This is a genomic window from Pseudomonas sp. R3-52-08 (assembly GCF_003851745.1).
Taxonomy (GTDB): Bacteria; Pseudomonadota; Gammaproteobacteria; order Pseudomonadales; family Pseudomonadaceae; genus Aquipseudomonas.
On sequence record NZ_CP027730.1, the window covers coordinates 3538576 to 3554896 of the forward strand.

The following is a 16321-nucleotide window of genomic DNA, read 5'->3' on the forward strand; positions in this document are numbered from 1 at the left end:
GGTGAGGGCATAACCACTCGGAGCCCCTCATGAAGCTACTGCTGATTTACGCCCACCCTGAACCTCGTTCGCTCAACGGCTCGCTGAGGGATTTCGCGATTGCTCACCTGGAAACCGCAGGCCACCAGGTCAAGGTTTCAGATTTGTACGCTATGCATTGGAAAGCGCCCATCGATACGAACGACGCGCCAGGCTATGACGACAGCAAACCGTTCAACCCGGCAATCGAATCCCAGCGAGTATTCGCCGCCGGCACCCAACCGGCAGACATCGAGGCGGAACAGGCCAAGCTTCTGTGGGCCGATGCCGTGATCATCCAATTCCCACTGTGGTGGTTCTCGATGCCTGCGATCCTCAAGGGCTGGGTCGAACGCGTCTATGCCTACGGATTTGCCTACGGTGTCGGCGAACACAGCGAACGCCACTGGGGTGACCGCTATGGCGAAGGCCGCCTGGCAGGAAAGCGGGCGATGCTGGTGGTCACCATGGGCGGCTGGGAGTCGCACTACAGTGCCCGAGGGGTCAACGGTGCGCTGGATGACCTGCTGTTTCCTATCCAGCACGGGGTGCTGTTCTATCCCGGGTTCACTGTGATGCCGCCCTTCCCAATCTATAAAACCAGCAAAATGGACGCCGCTCGTTTCGACGAGCTAGCCAAGGCCTATGCTGCGCGGCTGGATAGCCTGTTCGATGATGAACCTTTGCCGTTTCGTCGTCAGAATGCCGGGGACTATGACATCCCGGCATTGACGCTCAAGCCGCATATCGCGCCGGGCCGTCAGGATCTGGGCATCCATATAGGCGATGCCATACAGTCTCAGGGCTAAGCATTCGCCGGCGTGCGCTGGGGCGCGCGATGACTGTTCAGGCACCAGACGACACCGGTGACCAGCAGCAGGATCGCGGCGAATTCGTATGAATCGGGGAATCGATGTTCCCATAGAAAACCAAAAACCAGCGCCGCCAGCGTCTCGATCACCAGCACTTGCCCGCTGAGCGCCAATGGCAGAAGCCTGCTGGCCTGATTCCAGCACGCGCCACCGATAACCGAGGATAAAAACGCCACGCCGCCAGCCACCAGGAAAAAGTGCAGCCATTCGGCGCTGCCATGGCTGGCGGCGTGCAAACCCAGGACCGGCGCCGCCAACAGCAGCGACTGCGCGCCGGTTATCACACCCATCAGCAGTGCCCAGTCATGGGAGGACACGCTGGCGACCTGAACCAGCCGCCGAGCGTTGCTCACCGCGAACCAACTCCAGGTGGCTAATGCGCCCAGCGCGCATGAAATCCCTGCGAGGCTGGTCAATGTGTCGGGCCTGTCGCCATTGACCAACGCATGCCAGCTGATCAGTACCACGCCGCCTACGGCACAGCACAACGAGGGAACGAGCTTGCGCAATGGCACGGCGTTGACGTCATGACGCCCCGCCAACGTGACGAACACCGGGATGAGCCCGACGATAAGCGAGGTTGTGGCAATGCCCACCAGCTGCACACCGGTGCCCACCAGCGCATAGTAGATAAGGTTGCCTACCAGGCTGAGCCAGAAGAGTGATTTCCAATCGGCAATCGTCAGGTTGGCGCAGACCCGCCGCCAGCGCGGCATCAGCAAAGCGAACGAGATCGCGCCATAACAGAGAAACCGCAGGACGGCGAACTGCAGCCCGCTCAGCCCCGGAGTCAGCTGGGGCCCGAGGAAGATCACGCCCCAACATAGCCCCGCGCATACTCCGTAGACGATGCCCTTGAGCAGTGATCGATCAGCAAACATTTCATCCGCGCTCCAAAGACTGGTGGTGGAAGTCTGCGGCAGCGGGCTCAGGGAATATTGGCGCTAATTGCGGGATTTTTTACCCAGGCTGTTTTTGCGCTTTACGATAAACCGCCGGGCTCGTAGCGCTTACCCGTTGCATGGCTCGGGTCAGCGAGGCCTGGTCGGAAAAACCGGCGCGCAGGGCAATCTCGGAGATGGGTAATGACGTAGCGCGCAGCCATCGTTGAGCTTGCTGGATGCGCACGTCGGTCAACCAGGCTTGCGGACTCATCTCGAACGCCTGCCGGAAGCGCTGGTGCAGTTGACTCATGCTCATGCTGGCGACTTCAGCCATGGCTTGGTTAGTCCAGTTCGCCCCCGGATTTGACCGCAGACGGGCAATCAACTGCTCGAACGGGTCGCAAAAACGCGGGGCATCCGGGCTAAGGGATGACAAAAGCAACGGCCCCAGCTGTGAGGCCGTGAGGGACAGTTGGGCATTGCCTACCAACTCGGCGAACTCGATCAGCCGGCGTGTCGCCGGGGGAATAGGGACATATATCTGCTGGGCAAGACGCTCGATCTGCAGCGTTTCCAAGGTGGTCGGCGCGCAGTCCAATACCAGAAAGCAACTATCGGCGTTCGTGTGCTGCGAATGCACCGCGCCAGGCGTCACCAGGGCTGCCACTGACGGATCGATGCACCCTCCGCGACCGCCTACGTCGATTTCCATGCGGCCATGGATCGGCAATACCAATTGAGTGTGGTCATGGTGATGGTTGTGGTTTTCGCGCTCGTAACTGCGCACTTCAAGGCTTAGAAACATTCATGCACCCTTTGCCCCGTCTGGTTGATGCCCCACAACGCCGGCTCGCAAGACCAGATCATGGTCGCGACTCGCACAGCACCCTCGCAGGGCCTGGGTCTTTAACGAGTTCAGGCGGCAAGGTTACTTTCGTAGGTAGGCAAACATGTGCCGTACGTAATCGGCTTTCCCGAGAGGTACGCCGTTATGACGCAAAATGTTGTAAGCCGTGATCAGATGAAAGTAAAACTGAGGTGTAGCCCAGTTCACTGCGTATTCGCTGCCGGACATATCGAAGGCCATGCCATTGGGTAACTCAATAGAAATCTGGCGCTCAGCGCCTTCCTCGATTTGAGCCTGATCGACTGAGTCGAGAAACGCCAACGTGCTCTCGATGAGCGCTTGCGCTGCCGCCAGATTTCCCGGAGGAGTTAGCGAGCGCACCGGCTGTTGCGTCAGTCGCAGCACCGCCTCCTGGGCTTGAGTGCATGCATACTGAATTTGCCGGGCGAGATCGTGCATATCCGGCGCCAGTCGAGATTCAAGCAGAATTTGCGGGTCGTAACCGTGCTCTTGGGCAGATGCCTGACCCTTTGACAAAAGAAACGATAACGCTCGCAGCATTTGCGCGAAACACGGAATGGTAACGGTGTAGACCGACATATCTTCTCCCTGAGTAGTCATTCATGGCGAGCAGAAAGGATCAGCCTTTCTCCCGGATAGCGGTTTGAATCCTAGCAGACTGTTGACCTTCCGCTGCCAACACTCCCGCAGCCGCTTATAGCCCGCCAGCTATACCGAAACTCAGAAACGCAAAAGCCCCGCTTTCGCGAGGCTTTCGTGTAAATCTTGGCGGGAAACCAGGGATTCGAACCCTGGGAACGCTATTAACGTTCGCCGGTTTTCAAGACCGGTGCATTCAACCACTCTGCCAATTTCCCTTGTGCGTTACAGGATCATAGTAGCTCATCCTGCCTCAGCGGGCGCAATAATACCCGAATGAAACACACTGTCAAACTCTCTGCATAGCTTGTTACAGAGCGTCTGTTATGATCTTTGCGACTGAACGTTTCAAAACTGAAGGAGAGTCGCCATGCGCGAACAGAATTACGCAGTGAATGGCAACGCGCAGGCTGAGCAGCTTGAAGTCAGCCGCGTCTTGCGCAATACGTACGGCCTGCTCGCCCTTACCCTCGCATTCAGCGGCGTGATGGCTTATGTGGCCCAGCAGATGCGCGTCGGTTATCCCAATATCTTTGTCGTGTTGATCGGCTTCTATGGTTTGTTCTTCCTGACCAACAAGCTGCGTGACTCGGCCTGGGGCCTGGTATCGGCCTTTGCCTTGACCGGTTTCATGGGCTTTATCCTGGGCCCGATCCTTAACCGTTACCTCGGCATGGCCGGCGGCGCGGAAGTGGTCAGTTCGGCATTTGCCATGACCGCACTGGTGTTTGGTGGCCTGTCGGCATACGTGCTGATCAGCCGTAAGGACATGAGTTTCCTGGGCGGCTTCATCACCGCGGGCTTCTTCGTGTTGCTGGCGGCAGTGGTAGCCGGCATGTTCTTCCAGATCAGCGGCCTGCAACTGGCGATCAGCGCAGGTTTCGTGCTGTTTTCCTCGGTGTGCATCCTGTTCCAGACCAGCGCCATCATCCATGGTGGCGAGCGTAACTACATCATGGCGACCATCAGCCTGTATGTGTCGATCTACAACCTGTTTATCAGCCTGTTGCAGATCTTCGGCATCATGAGCCGTGACGACTGATTGTTAACGCTATAAAAAATGCCCCGTATCGCGAGATACGGGGCATTTTCATTTCCGGCCCAAGGACGATCAGTACTGGTTAGGTTCCATCTCCAGTTCCACCCCGAAGCGCTGGACAATATCCTGCTGGATACGCAGCGCCAGGTTGGCAATCTCACGCCCGGTGGCAGAGCCATAATTCACCAGTACCAGCGCTTGCAATGCATGCACGCCAGCGTCGCCATCACGAAAGCCCTTCCAGCCCGCCTTGTCGATCAGCCAACCGGCGGCGAGCTTCGTTTGCCCGTCTGCCTGAGGGTAGGCCACCAGGTCCGGATACTGGCTTTTCAGCTCAGCAGCCAAGGCCTGGGGCACCAGCGGGTTCTTGAAGAAGCTGCCGGCGTTGCCAAGCTGCGCCGGGTCGGGCAACTTTTCGCGGCGAATGCTGCAAATCGCACGGCTTACATCCGCTGGCGTGGCGTTGGTAATCCCCTGCCCGGCCAGACGCTGCTGCACCGGGCCGTAGTCGAGTTTCAGGTGACTGGCGCGGCTCAGGGCAAAGCGTACCCGCAGGATCAACCAACGGCCGACTTCATGCTTGAACAGGCTGTCGCGATAGGCAAACCGGCACTCCTGCAGGCTGAAATCCCGCAGTTCACCGGTCTGACGATCCAGCGCAGTGAGTCCGGCAAACACATCCTTGACCTCCACGCCGTACGCACCGATGTTTTGCATTGGCGCCGCACCGACCGTGCCGGGGATCAGGCTGAGGTTTTCCAGGCCGCAGAAGCCCTGCTCCAGGGTCCATAACACAAAGGGGTGCCAGGCTTCGCCCGCTTCGGCTTCGACCACCACCTGCACGCCATCATCGTGCAGCACGCGAATGCCTTGGGTGGCCATACGCAACACCAGGGCAGGCACGTCCTGGGTCAGCAGCAGGTTGCTGCCGCCCCCGATCACCAGCAGCGGCACACTGTGCGCCTCGGCGTAGGCCAAGGCTTCGCGCACGTCGGCATCACTGCGGGCCTCGGCAAATAGCTGGGCGCGCACGTCGATGCCAAAGCTGTTGAATGGCTTGAGGGAGACCTGCGCCAGTACTTGCAAGGTCATAACCGCCCCTTCAATTCAATCACCAATAAATCACAGGCGCGCTCGATCAGGTCCAGGACCCGCTCAAAACCTTGTTCGCCTTCATAATAAGGGTCTGGCACCTCGTCCACTTCACCGCCGAAGCGGCGCAGGAATATATCCAACTGAGCCTTACCCTGTGCAGGCTGCATGGCTTTGAGGTGGCGCAGGTTGCTGTGGTCCATGGCCAGGATCAGGTCATAGCGCGCAAAGTCGGCGCGGGAGACCTGCTGGGCACGCTGGGATGACAAGTCATAGCCCCGCGCCAGCGCCGCACGTTGGCTGCGCTGGTCCGGTGGGTTGCCGATATGCCATTGCCCAGTCCCCGCTGACGCCACCTCAACCTGGCCGGACAAACCTGCTTCGCGCAACTTATGGCGCAAAACGCCTTCGGCGGTGGGCGAGCGGCAGATATTGCCCAGGCAGACAAACAGAACCTCCATCAAGCCCCCAGCAGGCGACGGACGCGCTCGAGGTCTTCCTGGGTGTCGACGCCTGCAGGCGGCGCCTCCAGCGCATCGCCCACATGGATGCGCACGCCGTGCCACAGGGCCCGCAGCTGCTCCAGGGACTCGGTGTTCTCCAACCAGCACGGGCCCCAGCTGACGAAGTCATGCAGGAAGCCGGCGCGATAGGCATAAATGCCGATATGGCGGCGGTACGGCACACCTTGCGGCAGTGCATCGGGGTTGCTGGCGAAGGCATCCCGCGCCCAGGGCAGGATCGAGCGGCTGAATGTCAGGGCCAGGCCGTTGATATCGCTGACGACCTTCACCACGTTGGGATTGAACAAGGTTTCGCTGTCTTCGATCGGTTCGGCCAGGGTGGCCATGCGCGCTTCGCCATGGGCCGCCAGATTGGCGGCGACCTGGTCGATGACGCTTGGCGGGATCAACGGCTCGTCGCCTTGCACGTTCACCACGATGGCGTCGGGCGCCAGGCCCAGTTGCGTGGCCACTTCGGCAAGGCGGTCGGTGCCGGAATTATGGTCTTCACGGGTCAGCACCGCCTCGGCGCCGAAACCTTTGCAGGCTTCGATGATGCGCGGATCGTCGGTCGCCACCACCACCCGTTCAGCGCTGCTTTTACAGGCCTGTTCCCATACCAGCTGGATCATCGGCTTGGCACCGATCATTTGCAGCGGCTTGCCCGGCAGGCGGGTCGACGCATAGCGCGAGGGAATCACCACGGTAAAGGCGGTAGTCATTTATCCAGGCGCTCATCGGTCGTCAGGGTGCGGGCTTCGCTTTCCAGCATCACCGGAATGCCGTCGCGAATAGGGTAAGCCAGGCCGGCGCCTTTGCTGATCAGCTCGGTTTTGTCGGCGCTGAGCTTGAGCGGGCCTTTGCAGATCGGGCAAGCAAGGATGTCGAGCAGTTTGGTGTCCATGAGTAGTTCCTGGAAATAAGCGGTTAAGGCAAAAGACGGTTGGGCAGCAAGCGCATCAACTGCGTGTCGAACCAGGCGACAAATGCTGGCGACGGCAGCGCATCCACCGCAAGGTACCACCAGTCGGGCCGGGCGAAGGCGCGGCACTTCACCGCGTCTTTTTCGGTCATGACCAGCGGCAATGGCGGCGTGAAATCCAGCACCTCGGCGCTGTAGGGCGCGTGGTCGGCAAACGCATGGGGGATCGGCTGCCAGTGTAGCGTTTCAAGGGTATTGAAGAAACGTTGCGGATTGCCGATACCGGCAACCGCGTGTACCGGTTGGCCTACTGGAAAGTAGCTGACCGGCTGCCGCTCGCCGCTGTGCAGGTTGACCAGCGCCGAGGGTTGCAGGCGGAAGGCGAAGCCGTCTTCGCGGTCCGAGGCGGCGCCGTTATAGAGCAGCGCATCAACGCTCTGCAGGCGCTCAACCGGCTCACGCAACGGCCCGGCCGGCAGGCAATGGCGATTGCCCAGGCCTCGGGCGGCATCGATCAATACCAGCTCCAGATCACGGGCCAGACGATAGTGCTGCAGGCCGTCGTCGGAAAGGATCAGATCCAGGGTTTCGCTGGCCAACAGCGCTTGCACCGCACGACTGCGATCCGGATCGATCATCAACGGTACACCGCAGCGCTGCACGATCAGCAACGGTTCGTCGCCGGCCACTTCGGCACTGTGGTTGGCCTCGACCCGCCACGGCAATTGTGGCGGCTTGGCGCCATACCCACGACTGACCACGCCTACGCGCAACCCACTGCGCCGACAGTGCTCGATCATCCACAGGATCAGCGGCGTCTTGCCAGTCCCGCCTACGGTGATATTACCCACGACCACAACGGGCACCGGTGACTGGTAGACAGCGCCCTCACCCGCCAGGAAGCGCGCGCGCTTGCGCTGCACCACGCGGCGATACAGGCACTCCAGCGGCTTTAACAGCACAAGGGCCGGATGCCCGTCGTACCAGGCCTTGAGCAAACGATCGGACATAGCCATCAGGGTGGGCTCGCCGCCTCGACGGTGGTCATGCGCAGATGACTGAAACCGAGCTTGCCGGCAGCGTCCATCGCGGTAATCACTGCCTGGTGCTGGGTTTTGCCGTCAGCGCTGATCGACAGTGGCATGTTGGTGTCGCCCCCGGACTCCTTCTGCAAGGCCTCCATCAAGCTGGCCAGGTCGTTTCTCTCCAGCAACTGGTTATTTACCGAAAACACGCCATCGGCGCTGATGGCGATATCGAGTTGCTTGACCTGCTGGTCTTCGGCTGGAGAGCCGCTCACGGCTTCGGGCAAATCGACGCGCAGCTGGGTTTCTCGGGTGAACGTGGTGGTAACGACGAAGAACAGCAGCAGGATAAACACCACGTCAATCAGAGACGCGAGGTTGATGTCGACATTTTCCCGTTGCTTGCGGCGAAATTTCACGCTTTGCCCTCGACCAGGTCCACATCACGGTCGCCCTGCACCACCTCCACCAGCTTGATGGCTTCCTGTTCCATGCCGACCACCAGTTCATCGATGCGCCGTTGCAGGAAGCGGTGGAAGAACACCGACGGGATACCCACCATCAGGCCCGCAGCCGTGGTGATCAGCGCTTTGGAAATACCGCCGGCCAGCACCGCGGCGTTGGTGGTCATGCCCGAGCCCATGAACGAGCTGAAAATGTCGATCATGCCCAGCACCGTGCCCAGCAAACCGAGCAGCGGCGCCATGGCGGCGATGGTGCCGAGGGCGTTGATGTAGCGCTCCAGCTCATGGATCACCCGCGCTGCGGCCTCCTCGATGCACTCTTTCATGATCTCGCGACCATGCTTGGAGTTGGCCAGGCCGGCGGCGAGGATTTCACCCAGTGGCGAATTGGCGCGCAGTTCCTTGAGCTTCTGCTTGTCGAGCTGCTTGTTCTTGATCCAGCCCCAGACTTGCCCCAGCAGATGCTCGGGGGTAACGCGACTGGCACGCAGGGTCCACAGGCGTTCGGCGACGATGCCGAGTGCGGCAATGGAACTCATGATGATCGGCAACATCATCCAGCCGCCGGATTTGACCAATTCCCACACAGTGAATGCCCCCTCGAAAAAGTGCGCCACTTTATCATATAGGTTCGGCAGCGGGGTTCGTTGGCCGCAGACCGGACTGTCGCAGCCCGCGGTGTTTGGTAACGCCGGATTACGGTAACGGTTCGCGCCAGAACCGGCGTTGACTGCGCGCAACAACGGCGGGTTGGAACGCGCCCAACTGAAGACGCACGGCACCTTGCTCGGCGCTGTCGTATAGCCGGCTGCCCAGGGCCCGATAGCGTTCTACCACTTGCGAATGAGGATGACCAAAGGCATTGCCCCGGCCTCTGGAGATCAGCACTGATCCAGGCGCAAGCCGTTGCACAAAGGACTTGGATGACGAGCTGCGGCTACCATGATGGGGCGCTTGCAACCAGTCAGTGGGCACCGCCAACGGTGTGTCAAGCAATGCGCGCTCCGCCGCACGGTCGATATCCCCGGTGAGCAGCAGCCGTTCACCCTTGGCCTGCACCTGCAACACACAGGATTTGGCGTTGCCACTGATGGCGCCGGACCACTGCCATAACACGAACGACACACCATCCCAGTCCCATCGTTCGCCACTGACACAAGGCTCGGTCCCCAGAAACGCGGGCAACCCTTCGGTTTCACCGCCGACCACACGCCGGATGGGCAGCCCACGGGCGATAGCTGCAGCGCCACCGGCATGATCGGCGTCGGCATGGCTCAGTAGCAACATGTCCAACCGCTCTACTCCGAACTTTTTCAACGACGGCAGAACCACGCGCGCACCCAGGTCGACCGCCCCCGAACGCGGCCCCGCATCGTAAAGCAAGGCATGGTTGCGGGTGCGCAAGATCACAGCCTGCCCCTGGCCGACATCCAGTTGCACCACCGTCACCTGCCCATGGGGTACCGATTCCTTGGGTGGAAACACGGCCAACAGCAGCATCGGCCAGCCCAGCAACCGAAATGGCACGCCCTTGGGCAGCAGCAATAACACCGCGCCCGCCAGGCTGACCAGCCAATAAACCAGCGGCACCTCGGCCGGCGTCCAGGCCGGCAACTGCCCGGCCAGCAGGATCAGCCCCTTGAACCATCCCTCCAGCGCTCCGCCGGCCAACCAGAGCAAACCGTCACCGGCCAACGGCAGCCACAGCAGCGCCGTGCCCAGCAACGCCAATGGCAACACCACCAGACTGATCCACGGCACGGCGAATAAATTGGCCACAGGCGCGGTGAGGCTGATGGGTAAACTCAGCACCAACAGGACCGGAAACAAACCGATAGCAATCAACCACTGTGGACGCGTCCAGGCCTGCCAGACACTCCAGGGCCCCAGCCGCCCGCCGAACGTCAGCACCAGGATCGCAACCGCCGCAAAGGACAACCAGAAACCCGGTTGCAAACTGGCCAGAGGCTCAAGCAGCAGCACAGCGTTGAAGGCCAGCAGCAACGGCCACCACACGCCCAAATGCCGAAAGCGCAGCCGCCATAGCAATACCAGGCCCACCATCACGCAGGCCCGCTGCACCGGCACGCCGAAACCTGCCAGCAGGCCATAACCTAGCGCTGCCATAAAGGCCAGGCCGCAGGCCCACGGCAGCCATGGCAGGTTGCGTGGCCAGCAACCGTAACGCGCCATCCCGGCCACCAGTGCGTAGATCAGCCCGGCCAGCAAGCCAATGTGGTGGCCGGAAATGACCAACAGGTGCACGGTGCCGGTGTCTTGCAACACCTGCCATTGATCCGCGCGCAGCCCGGAACCGTCACCCAGCACCAACGCCGCCACGGCGGCTTCATGGGTTTGCGCATCCGCAGCCATCAGGCGCTGGCGCAGGCTGTCGCGCAGAGCGTTGCGGGCTGGCGCGAGGCGCTGACCGTCTTTCACCGAGCCCGTGGCGCCGATGCGTTGCGCCAGCAGCCAGGCCTCGTGGTCGAAACCGTGAAAATTGAGCAGGCCAGACGGCCGCTTGAGGGTGACAGCCAGGCGCCAGCGTTCTCCACTGCGCACCGGCGGCCCGCCGTGCCAGGACACCCGAATGCGCTTGGGTAGCCGGGCTTTGCGCGACCGGCTGTCGGCCAGGTCAAAACGCACGCTGGTTTCGGTCTGCTGAGGCAAGCCGACCACGCGCCCTTCCACCCATCGTGTTTCGCCGTCCAGTGCTGGTCGCAATCGATCATCCAGTGCCCACTGCGCGCTGATGCACGCCCAGCTCAAGCCCAGCAGGAAAAACGCCAGCGGATAGGTACGAAACGGCAATAACATCAATGCCAGCACCAGCATGGCCAACAGCCATCCGATGGGCGGCAACACCGGTAGAAAACGCAGGGTCAGCAGCCCCAGCGCAAGCGCGAACATCCCTGTCCTCATGAGTCATTCCTTTAAATGATTCACTCAGTCTTAGCCGGGGTTCCCGATGGTGCCTTTGATGTTTTGTCACAAAGTCTGAATTTTCTGTTTATAGAATACGCGCATACTTGCCCCTCGAACTGACCTGGACCCCTTATGCCCCGGCGCTTATTCAAACGGTACATGCCCGACCCCAGCAGTATCAGGGAACACAAGTCATTACAGTTTCTTGGCACCCTGCTGCATGACCCGAACCTCTGGCACCTCAACCGGCACTCGGTGGCCCGTGCGATGGCCGTGGGTCTGTTTGCCGCGTTTATCCCCATTCCCTTGCAGATGCTGCTGGCCGCGATCCTGGCGATCGTGGTGCGCGGTAACATGCCGATTGCCGTCAGCCTGGTGTGGCTGACCAACCCGATCACGATGCCGGTGGTGTTTGTCTGCACCTATATGACCGGTGCCTGGTTGATGAATGTGCCGCCACGCAGCCTCCCCGATAACCTCACCTGGGAATGGATCAGCGGCGAATTGAGCACAATGTGGCAACCATTCCTGCTGGGCTCGGTGGTATCCGGGTTGGTGTTGGGCGCATTGGCCTATTGCCTGACCATGGGCTATTGGCGCTGGTGGGTCGCGCACCAGTGGAAGAAACGCAAACTGCGCCGCCGCTGATGACTAACGGGCAGGCAGGCGCAGGTGTACACGCAGGCCCCGCCCGGTATTTTGCGCCCAGATACGCCCGCCCTGGCGCTGCACCGCGTTGCGCGCAATGCTCAGGCCCAGGCCGAAGCCGCCGTCACCGGGCCGGGAACCGTCCAACCGGATAAAGGGCGCGAAGATACGCTCCAGGTCGGCCTCATCGATGCCGCCCCCCTGATCCTCCAGCCAGACATGCCAGTACTCGCCTTCACGCGCGCCGTCCAATGTCACCCGGCCCTGGCTTGGGGAGTGGCGTATTGCGTTACGCAGGATGTTTTCCAGGGCCTGGGCCAGTGCATTGAGATTGCCTCGCACCCAGCACTCAGCTGGCAACAGGCAGGGTAAACGCGATGCCGGCCAATGGCTTTCGAAACAAGCGTTTTCCCGCAGCATGTCCCACAGCGCGGGCAATTGAATGTCCTCCTGGGGCAAAGGCGCCCGGTCGCTGTCGAGCCAGGCCAGTTGCAGGCTGTCTTCCACCAGGCGCTGCATGGCGTCGATCTCCCGGCTCAGGCGTTCACGCAACCGCGCCAGGTCCTGCTCACTGTCGCAGGCCACGCGCAAGCGGCTCAGGGGCGTGCGCAACTCATGGGACATGTCCCGCAGCAGCTGTTGCTGCAACTGCACCGTGCCCTGCAAGCGTTCGGACATCTGGTCGAAGGCGCGTCCCAATTCACCCAACTCGTCCTGGCGGCTGGTCGCGTCACCGGACATCCGCGCATTCAATTGGTCCGCACGCCAGGCATTGGCCTGCGCACGCAATTGATTGAGGGGCATGATCAGCAATCGATACAGGCCGATACATAGCAATAAGGTAAACAACCCGGGAATCAGGCCGTTGGTGATGACCCGCCAGAACAGTTGATAACGCCCCGGCATAAAACGCTTGGGCAACTCGATCACCAGTGACCCCGCATCGGGGTCGACCGGAAAGGCGATTTTCAACCAGGGCAAGCCTTTGGCATGGCGGCTCACCGGCCAGTCCAATCCGCGCAAGAAGGTCAGGCGCTGGCTTTGCTTGTCGCTCAACGGTGCGCTGCCAAGTGATTGCAAGTCATTGCCGATGATGCCCAGCCAAGTGGTTTCACGCTCGCCCATATGCTGCAACCACGCATCCACACCGGCACTGCCCTGGGTACTCCAGGCCAACTCGGCGCCGGCTGCATAGCCGCGGAGCGTGTCGCGGGCTTCGCCGGTATGGCATGACTCTGGCGCAGATGCGTAAGGACTGACAGCCCGTCCAGCCCTGGCAGCAGAACGTCCATCAGCACCAGGTCGAACGCCTGGTCGCGGGCCAGTTGCAGGCCTTGCTGGCCATTGCGGCACCAGGTTACCTCGAAGCCACAGCGGCCCAGATGTTCATGGACGTAGGCGCCCAGCACGGGGTCATCCTCGATGGTCAGGATACTGGGTAGGCCAACGGCTGCGGGATTCATTAGCGTCTGCAAGTCATTCTCAATGACTGATTATTCAAGATTAAAGTGTTACAGGCAATCACAGGCCGCTACCGAATGGCCCGAAGATTGCGTTGTGTCATTAATTTACGAGATTCCTGGCGGCGCAAATGGCTACACTGCGCAGGTAGCGCGGGCCGGACGCCCGCGCGGAAGATTGATATCAATGTGGTAGCAGGAGAGTGGCGTGCTTAGAAGAATGGGGATAAAAGGCCGCGTACTGTTGCTGACGTTATTGCCGACCAGCCTGATGGCGCTGCTGTTGGGGGGCTATTTCACCTGGATGCAGCTCTCCGAGCTGCAAACTCAATTGCTGCAACGCGGTGAGATGATCGCCGAGCAGTTGGCGCCGCTGGTCGCGCCCGCCCTGAGCAGCAAGAACACCGACCTGCTGGAGCGCATCGCGACCCAATCCCTGGAACAACCGGACGTGCGCGCGGTGTCGTTCCTGGCGCCGGACCGCTCCTCCCTGGCCCATGCCGGCCCGACCATGCTCAATCAACCGCCCACTGGCAACAGTTCGCACCTGCTGCAGCGTACCGGCAACGATGCCACCCGTTACCTGATGCCAGTGTTTGGCCGCCATCGCAACCTCGCAGGCGAGCTGATTCCGGATGAGTCCGACCGCCTGTTGGGCTGGGTCGAGGTGGAACTGTCCCACAACGGCATGTTGCTGCGCGGCTATCGCAGCCTGTTCGCCAGCCTGCTGCTGATCGCCATCGGCTTGATCTGCACCGCGGCACTGGCCCTGCGCATCAGCCGCACCATCAATTCGCCGATCGGCCTGATCAAGCAAGCGGTGGCCCAGCTTAAAGACGGCAACCTGGAAACCCGCCTGCCGCCCCTGGGCAGCCAGGAGCTGGATCAGTTGGCGTCGGGCATCAACCGCATGGCCGAAACCCTGCAAAACGCCCAGGAAGAACTGCAACACAGCATCGACCAGGCCACCGAAGACGTGCGCCAGAACCTGGAAACCATCGAGATCCAGAACATCGAGCTGGACCTGGCCCGCAAGGAAGCCCTGGAAGCCAGCCGGATCAAATCGGAGTTCCTGGCCAATATGAGCCATGAAATCCGCACGCCGCTCAACGGCATCCTCGGGTTCACCCACCTGCTGCAAAAAAGCGAGCTGTCGCCACGTCAGCTGGATTACCTGGGCACTATCGAAAAATCCGCCGACAACCTGTTGGGCATCATCAACGAGATCCTCGACTTCTCCAAGATCGAGGCCGGCAAGCTGGTGCTCGACAGCGTGCCTTTCAACCTGCGCGACCTGCTGCAGGACACCCTGACCATTCTCGCCCCGGCCGCCCACGCCAAGCAGCTCGAACTGGTCAGCCTGGTCTACCGCGACACGCCGCTGGCGCTGGTGGGCGACCCGCTGCGCCTCAAGCAGATCCTGACCAACCTGATCAGCAACGCGATCAAGTTCACCCGCGAAGGCACCATCGTGGCCCGGGCGATGATCGAGGATGAGCAGGAAGACAGCGTACAACTGCGCATCAGCGTGCAGGACACCGGCATCGGCCTGTCCAACCAGGATGTGCGCGCACTGTTCCAGGCGTTCAGTCAGGCGGACAATTCGCTGTCGCGCCAGCCAGGTGGCACCGGCTTGGGCCTGGTGATTTCCAAGCGCCTGATCGAACAGATGGGCGGCGAAATCGGCGTCGACAGCACACCTGGCGAAGGCTCGGAGTTCTGGATCAGCCTGAACTTGCCCAAGACCCGCGACGACATCGAAGACCTGCCCAGCGCGCCGCTGCTCGGTCGCCGCGTCGCCGTGCTGGAGAACCACGAGCTGGCGCGCCAGGCCTTGCAACACCAGTTGGAAGACTGCGGCCTGGAAGTCACGCTGTTCAATACCCTGGAAAGCCTGACCAACGGCATTACCAGCGCCCATCAGACCGAACAGGCGATCAACTTGGCGGTGCTCGGCGTCACCGCCAATGACATCCCGCCCGAGCGCCTCAACCAGCACTTGTGGGACCTCGAACACCTGGGCTGCAAGGTGCTGGTGCTGTGCCCGACCACCGAACAAATGTTGTTCAACCAGTCGGTGCCCAACCCCAACAGCCAGTTGCAGGCCAAACCAGCCTGTACGCGCAAGCTGCGCCGCTCCCTGGCCGACCTGATCAGCCCGCGCCCCTCGCGCAGCGAGCCGGGTGAGCCGTTGTCCAGCCGTGCGCCGCGAGTGCTGTGCGTGGACGATAACCCGGCGAACCTGTTACTGGTGCAAACCCTGCTCGAAGACATGGGCGCCAAGGTCCATGCCGTGGAAAGCGGCTTCGCGGCCATTGACGCCGTGAAGCAGGAAACGTTCGACCTGGTGCTGATGGATGTGCAGATGCCCGGCATGGACGGGCGCCAGAGTACCGAAGCGATTCGCCAATGGGAAAGCGAACGCCATGGCACGCCGCTGCCGGTGGTCGCCCTCACCGCCCATGCCATGGCCAACGAAAAACGTGCCCTTCTGCAAAGCGGCATGGACGATTACCTGACCAAACCCATCAGCGAGCGGCAGCTGGCCCAGGTGGTGCTGAAATGGACCGGCCTGGCCCTGCGCAACCAGGGGCCCGAGCGCCTCCCCGAAGGCCTTGGCCCAGGCGTGCAACTGCTGGTGCTGGACCATGAGGAAGGCCTGCGCCTGGCGGCTAACAAGGCGGACCTGGCGGCCGACATGCTCGCCATGCTCCTGGCCTCCCTGGAAGCTGATCGCCTGGCGATCACGGTCGCCCGCGAAGCCAATGACAACCACGCCCTGATCGAGCGCGTCCACCGCCTGCATGGCGCCACCCGCTACTGCGGCGTGCCGCAATTGCGCGCGGCCTGCCAACGCGCTGAAACCCTGCTCAAGCAGGACGACGCCAAGGCCATGGCCGCGTTGGATGAACTGGACATGGCGATTGCGCGGCTGGCCAGTGAAGCGCGGGTCAGCGCCTGA

Annotated in this window: 15 protein-coding genes, 1 tRNA gene and 2 pseudogenes; 4 read left to right on the forward strand and 14 right to left on the reverse strand. The window is 61.4% G+C overall.

The window, feature by feature from the left end:
* The first annotated feature begins 29 nt into the window (after positions 1-29).
* Positions 30-827 carry an NAD(P)H-dependent oxidoreductase gene (locus C4J91_RS16090; protein ID WP_124363248.1) on the forward strand — a complete coding sequence of 266 codons (798 nt, stop codon included), beginning with the start codon at positions 30-32 and terminating at the stop codon, positions 825-827.
* On the opposite strand, the gene C4J91_RS16095 is transcribed toward C4J91_RS16090, so the two are convergent.
* The 4 genes from C4J91_RS16095 to C4J91_RS16110 form a co-directional block, all read right to left on the reverse strand.
* A complete protein-coding gene (locus tag C4J91_RS16095) occupies positions 824-1771 on the reverse strand; it encodes a DMT family transporter (RefSeq protein WP_124363249.1) in 948 nt (315 codons plus the stop codon). The genes C4J91_RS16090 and C4J91_RS16095 overlap by 4 nt on opposite strands.
* A 79-nt stretch (positions 1772-1850) precedes the next feature.
* Positions 1851-2579: an AraC family transcriptional regulator gene (locus tag C4J91_RS16100; RefSeq protein ID WP_124363250.1), complete on the reverse strand. Its 729-nt coding sequence runs from the start codon at positions 2577-2579 to the stop codon at positions 1851-1853.
* Positions 2580-2702: 123 nt separating this feature from the next.
* Positions 2703-3221, reverse strand: a complete 519-nt coding sequence (locus tag C4J91_RS16105; RefSeq protein ID WP_124363251.1) for a DUF1993 family protein — start codon at positions 3219-3221, stop codon at positions 2703-2705.
* 187 nt (positions 3222-3408) lie between these two features.
* Positions 3409-3499, reverse strand: a tRNA-Ser gene (locus tag C4J91_RS16110).
* Positions 3500-3651: 152 nt separating this feature from the next.
* On the opposite strand from C4J91_RS16110, the gene C4J91_RS16115 reads away from it, so the two are divergent.
* Complete coding sequence (locus C4J91_RS16115; RefSeq protein WP_053256786.1) at positions 3652-4323, forward strand: Bax inhibitor-1/YccA family protein; 672 nt, start codon at positions 3652-3654, stop codon at positions 4321-4323.
* Positions 4324-4392: 69 nt separating this feature from the next.
* On the opposite strand, the gene murB is transcribed toward C4J91_RS16115, so the two are convergent.
* The 8 genes from murB to C4J91_RS16155 all read right to left on the reverse strand — a co-directional run bounded on the left by murB (position 4393) and on the right by C4J91_RS16155 (position 11248).
* Positions 4393-5412: a UDP-N-acetylmuramate dehydrogenase gene (gene murB / locus C4J91_RS16120; protein ID WP_124363252.1), complete on the reverse strand. Its 1020-nt coding sequence runs from the start codon at positions 5410-5412 to the stop codon at positions 4393-4395.
* On the reverse strand, positions 5409-5873 hold the full coding sequence (locus tag C4J91_RS16125; RefSeq protein WP_124363253.1) for a low molecular weight protein-tyrosine-phosphatase: 465 nt from the start codon (positions 5871-5873) through the stop codon (positions 5409-5411). The genes murB and C4J91_RS16125 overlap by 4 nt, the downstream gene beginning before the upstream one ends.
* Positions 5873-6637, reverse strand: coding sequence for a 3-deoxy-manno-octulosonate cytidylyltransferase (gene kdsB / locus C4J91_RS16130; protein WP_124363254.1), 765 nt, complete (start codon positions 6635-6637; stop codon positions 5873-5875). The genes C4J91_RS16125 and kdsB overlap by 1 nt, the downstream gene beginning before the upstream one ends.
* Positions 6634-6819, reverse strand: a complete 186-nt coding sequence (locus tag C4J91_RS16135; protein ID WP_003174668.1) for a Trm112 family protein — start codon at positions 6817-6819, stop codon at positions 6634-6636. The genes kdsB and C4J91_RS16135 overlap by 4 nt, the downstream gene beginning before the upstream one ends.
* A 23-nt stretch (positions 6820-6842) precedes the next feature.
* Positions 6843-7853: a tetraacyldisaccharide 4'-kinase gene (gene lpxK / locus C4J91_RS16140; RefSeq protein ID WP_124363255.1), complete on the reverse strand. Its 1011-nt coding sequence runs from the start codon at positions 7851-7853 to the stop codon at positions 6843-6845.
* Complete coding sequence (locus C4J91_RS16145) at positions 7853-8281, reverse strand: biopolymer transporter ExbD (RefSeq protein WP_124363256.1); 429 nt, start codon at positions 8279-8281, stop codon at positions 7853-7855. Before C4J91_RS16145 ends, lpxK begins: the two co-directional genes overlap by 1 nt.
* Positions 8278-8913 carry a MotA/TolQ/ExbB proton channel family protein gene (locus C4J91_RS16150; protein ID WP_122676958.1) on the reverse strand — a complete coding sequence of 212 codons (636 nt, stop codon included), beginning with the start codon at positions 8911-8913 and terminating at the stop codon, positions 8278-8280. Before C4J91_RS16150 ends, C4J91_RS16145 begins: the two co-directional genes overlap by 4 nt.
* 109 nt (positions 8914-9022) lie before the next feature.
* Positions 9023-11248 (reverse strand): DNA internalization-related competence protein ComEC/Rec2, encoded by a 2226-nt coding sequence (locus C4J91_RS16155; protein WP_124363257.1) that lies wholly within the window; start codon positions 11246-11248, stop codon positions 9023-9025.
* Between the two features lie 135 nt (positions 11249-11383).
* Here C4J91_RS16155 and C4J91_RS16160 point away from each other — a divergent pair, with 135 nt between their 5' ends.
* A complete protein-coding gene (locus tag C4J91_RS16160; RefSeq protein WP_124363258.1) occupies positions 11384-11899 on the forward strand; it encodes a DUF2062 domain-containing protein in 516 nt (171 codons plus the stop codon).
* Positions 11900-11902: 3 nt separating this feature from the next.
* Here C4J91_RS16160 and C4J91_RS16165 read toward each other — a convergent pair.
* Together C4J91_RS16165 and C4J91_RS16170 are read right to left on the reverse strand one after the other, a co-directional pair.
* A pseudogene (locus C4J91_RS16165) lies at positions 11903-13117 on the reverse strand (histidine kinase sensor domain-containing protein); the annotation flags it as partial.
* A 2-nt stretch (positions 13118-13119) separates the two neighbouring features.
* Positions 13120-13362: pseudogene (locus C4J91_RS16170) on the reverse strand (response regulator); the annotation flags it as partial.
* Positions 13363-13567: 205 nt separating this feature from the next.
* Here C4J91_RS16170 and C4J91_RS16175 point away from each other — a divergent pair.
* The gene (locus C4J91_RS16175) at positions 13568-16321 is read left to right on the forward strand and encodes a response regulator (RefSeq protein WP_124363260.1); all 2754 of its coding nucleotides are present in this window, start codon (positions 13568-13570) and stop codon (positions 16319-16321) included.

Coding starts and splice junctions, on each gene's coding strand:
- C4J91_RS16090 (WP_124363248.1), top strand. CDS start 30: ATGAAGCTACTGCTGATTTACGCCCACCCTGAACCTCGTTCGCTCAAC.
- C4J91_RS16095 (WP_124363249.1), bottom strand. CDS start 1,771: ATGTTTGCTGATCGATCACTGCTCAAGGGCATCGTCTACGGAGTATGC.
- C4J91_RS16100 (WP_124363250.1), bottom strand. CDS start 2,579: ATGTTTCTAAGCCTTGAAGTGCGCAGTTACGAGCGCGAAAACCACAAC.
- C4J91_RS16105 (WP_124363251.1), bottom strand. CDS start 3,221: ATGTCGGTCTACACCGTTACCATTCCGTGTTTCGCGCAAATGCTGCGA.
- C4J91_RS16115 (WP_053256786.1), top strand. CDS start 3,652: ATGCGCGAACAGAATTACGCAGTGAATGGCAACGCGCAGGCTGAGCAG.
- murB (WP_124363252.1), bottom strand. CDS start 5,412: ATGACCTTGCAAGTACTGGCGCAGGTCTCCCTCAAGCCATTCAACAGC.
- C4J91_RS16125 (WP_124363253.1), bottom strand. CDS start 5,873: ATGGAGGTTCTGTTTGTCTGCCTGGGCAATATCTGCCGCTCGCCCACC.
- kdsB (WP_124363254.1), bottom strand. CDS start 6,637: ATGACTACCGCCTTTACCGTGGTGATTCCCTCGCGCTATGCGTCGACC.
- C4J91_RS16135 (WP_003174668.1), bottom strand. CDS start 6,819: ATGGACACCAAACTGCTCGACATCCTTGCTTGCCCGATCTGCAAAGGC.
- lpxK (WP_124363255.1), bottom strand. CDS start 7,853: ATGGCTATGTCCGATCGTTTGCTCAAGGCCTGGTACGACGGGCATCCG.
- C4J91_RS16155 (WP_124363257.1), bottom strand. CDS start 11,248: ATGAGGACAGGGATGTTCGCGCTTGCGCTGGGGCTGCTGACCCTGCGT.
- C4J91_RS16160 (WP_124363258.1), top strand. CDS start 11,384: ATGCCCCGGCGCTTATTCAAACGGTACATGCCCGACCCCAGCAGTATC.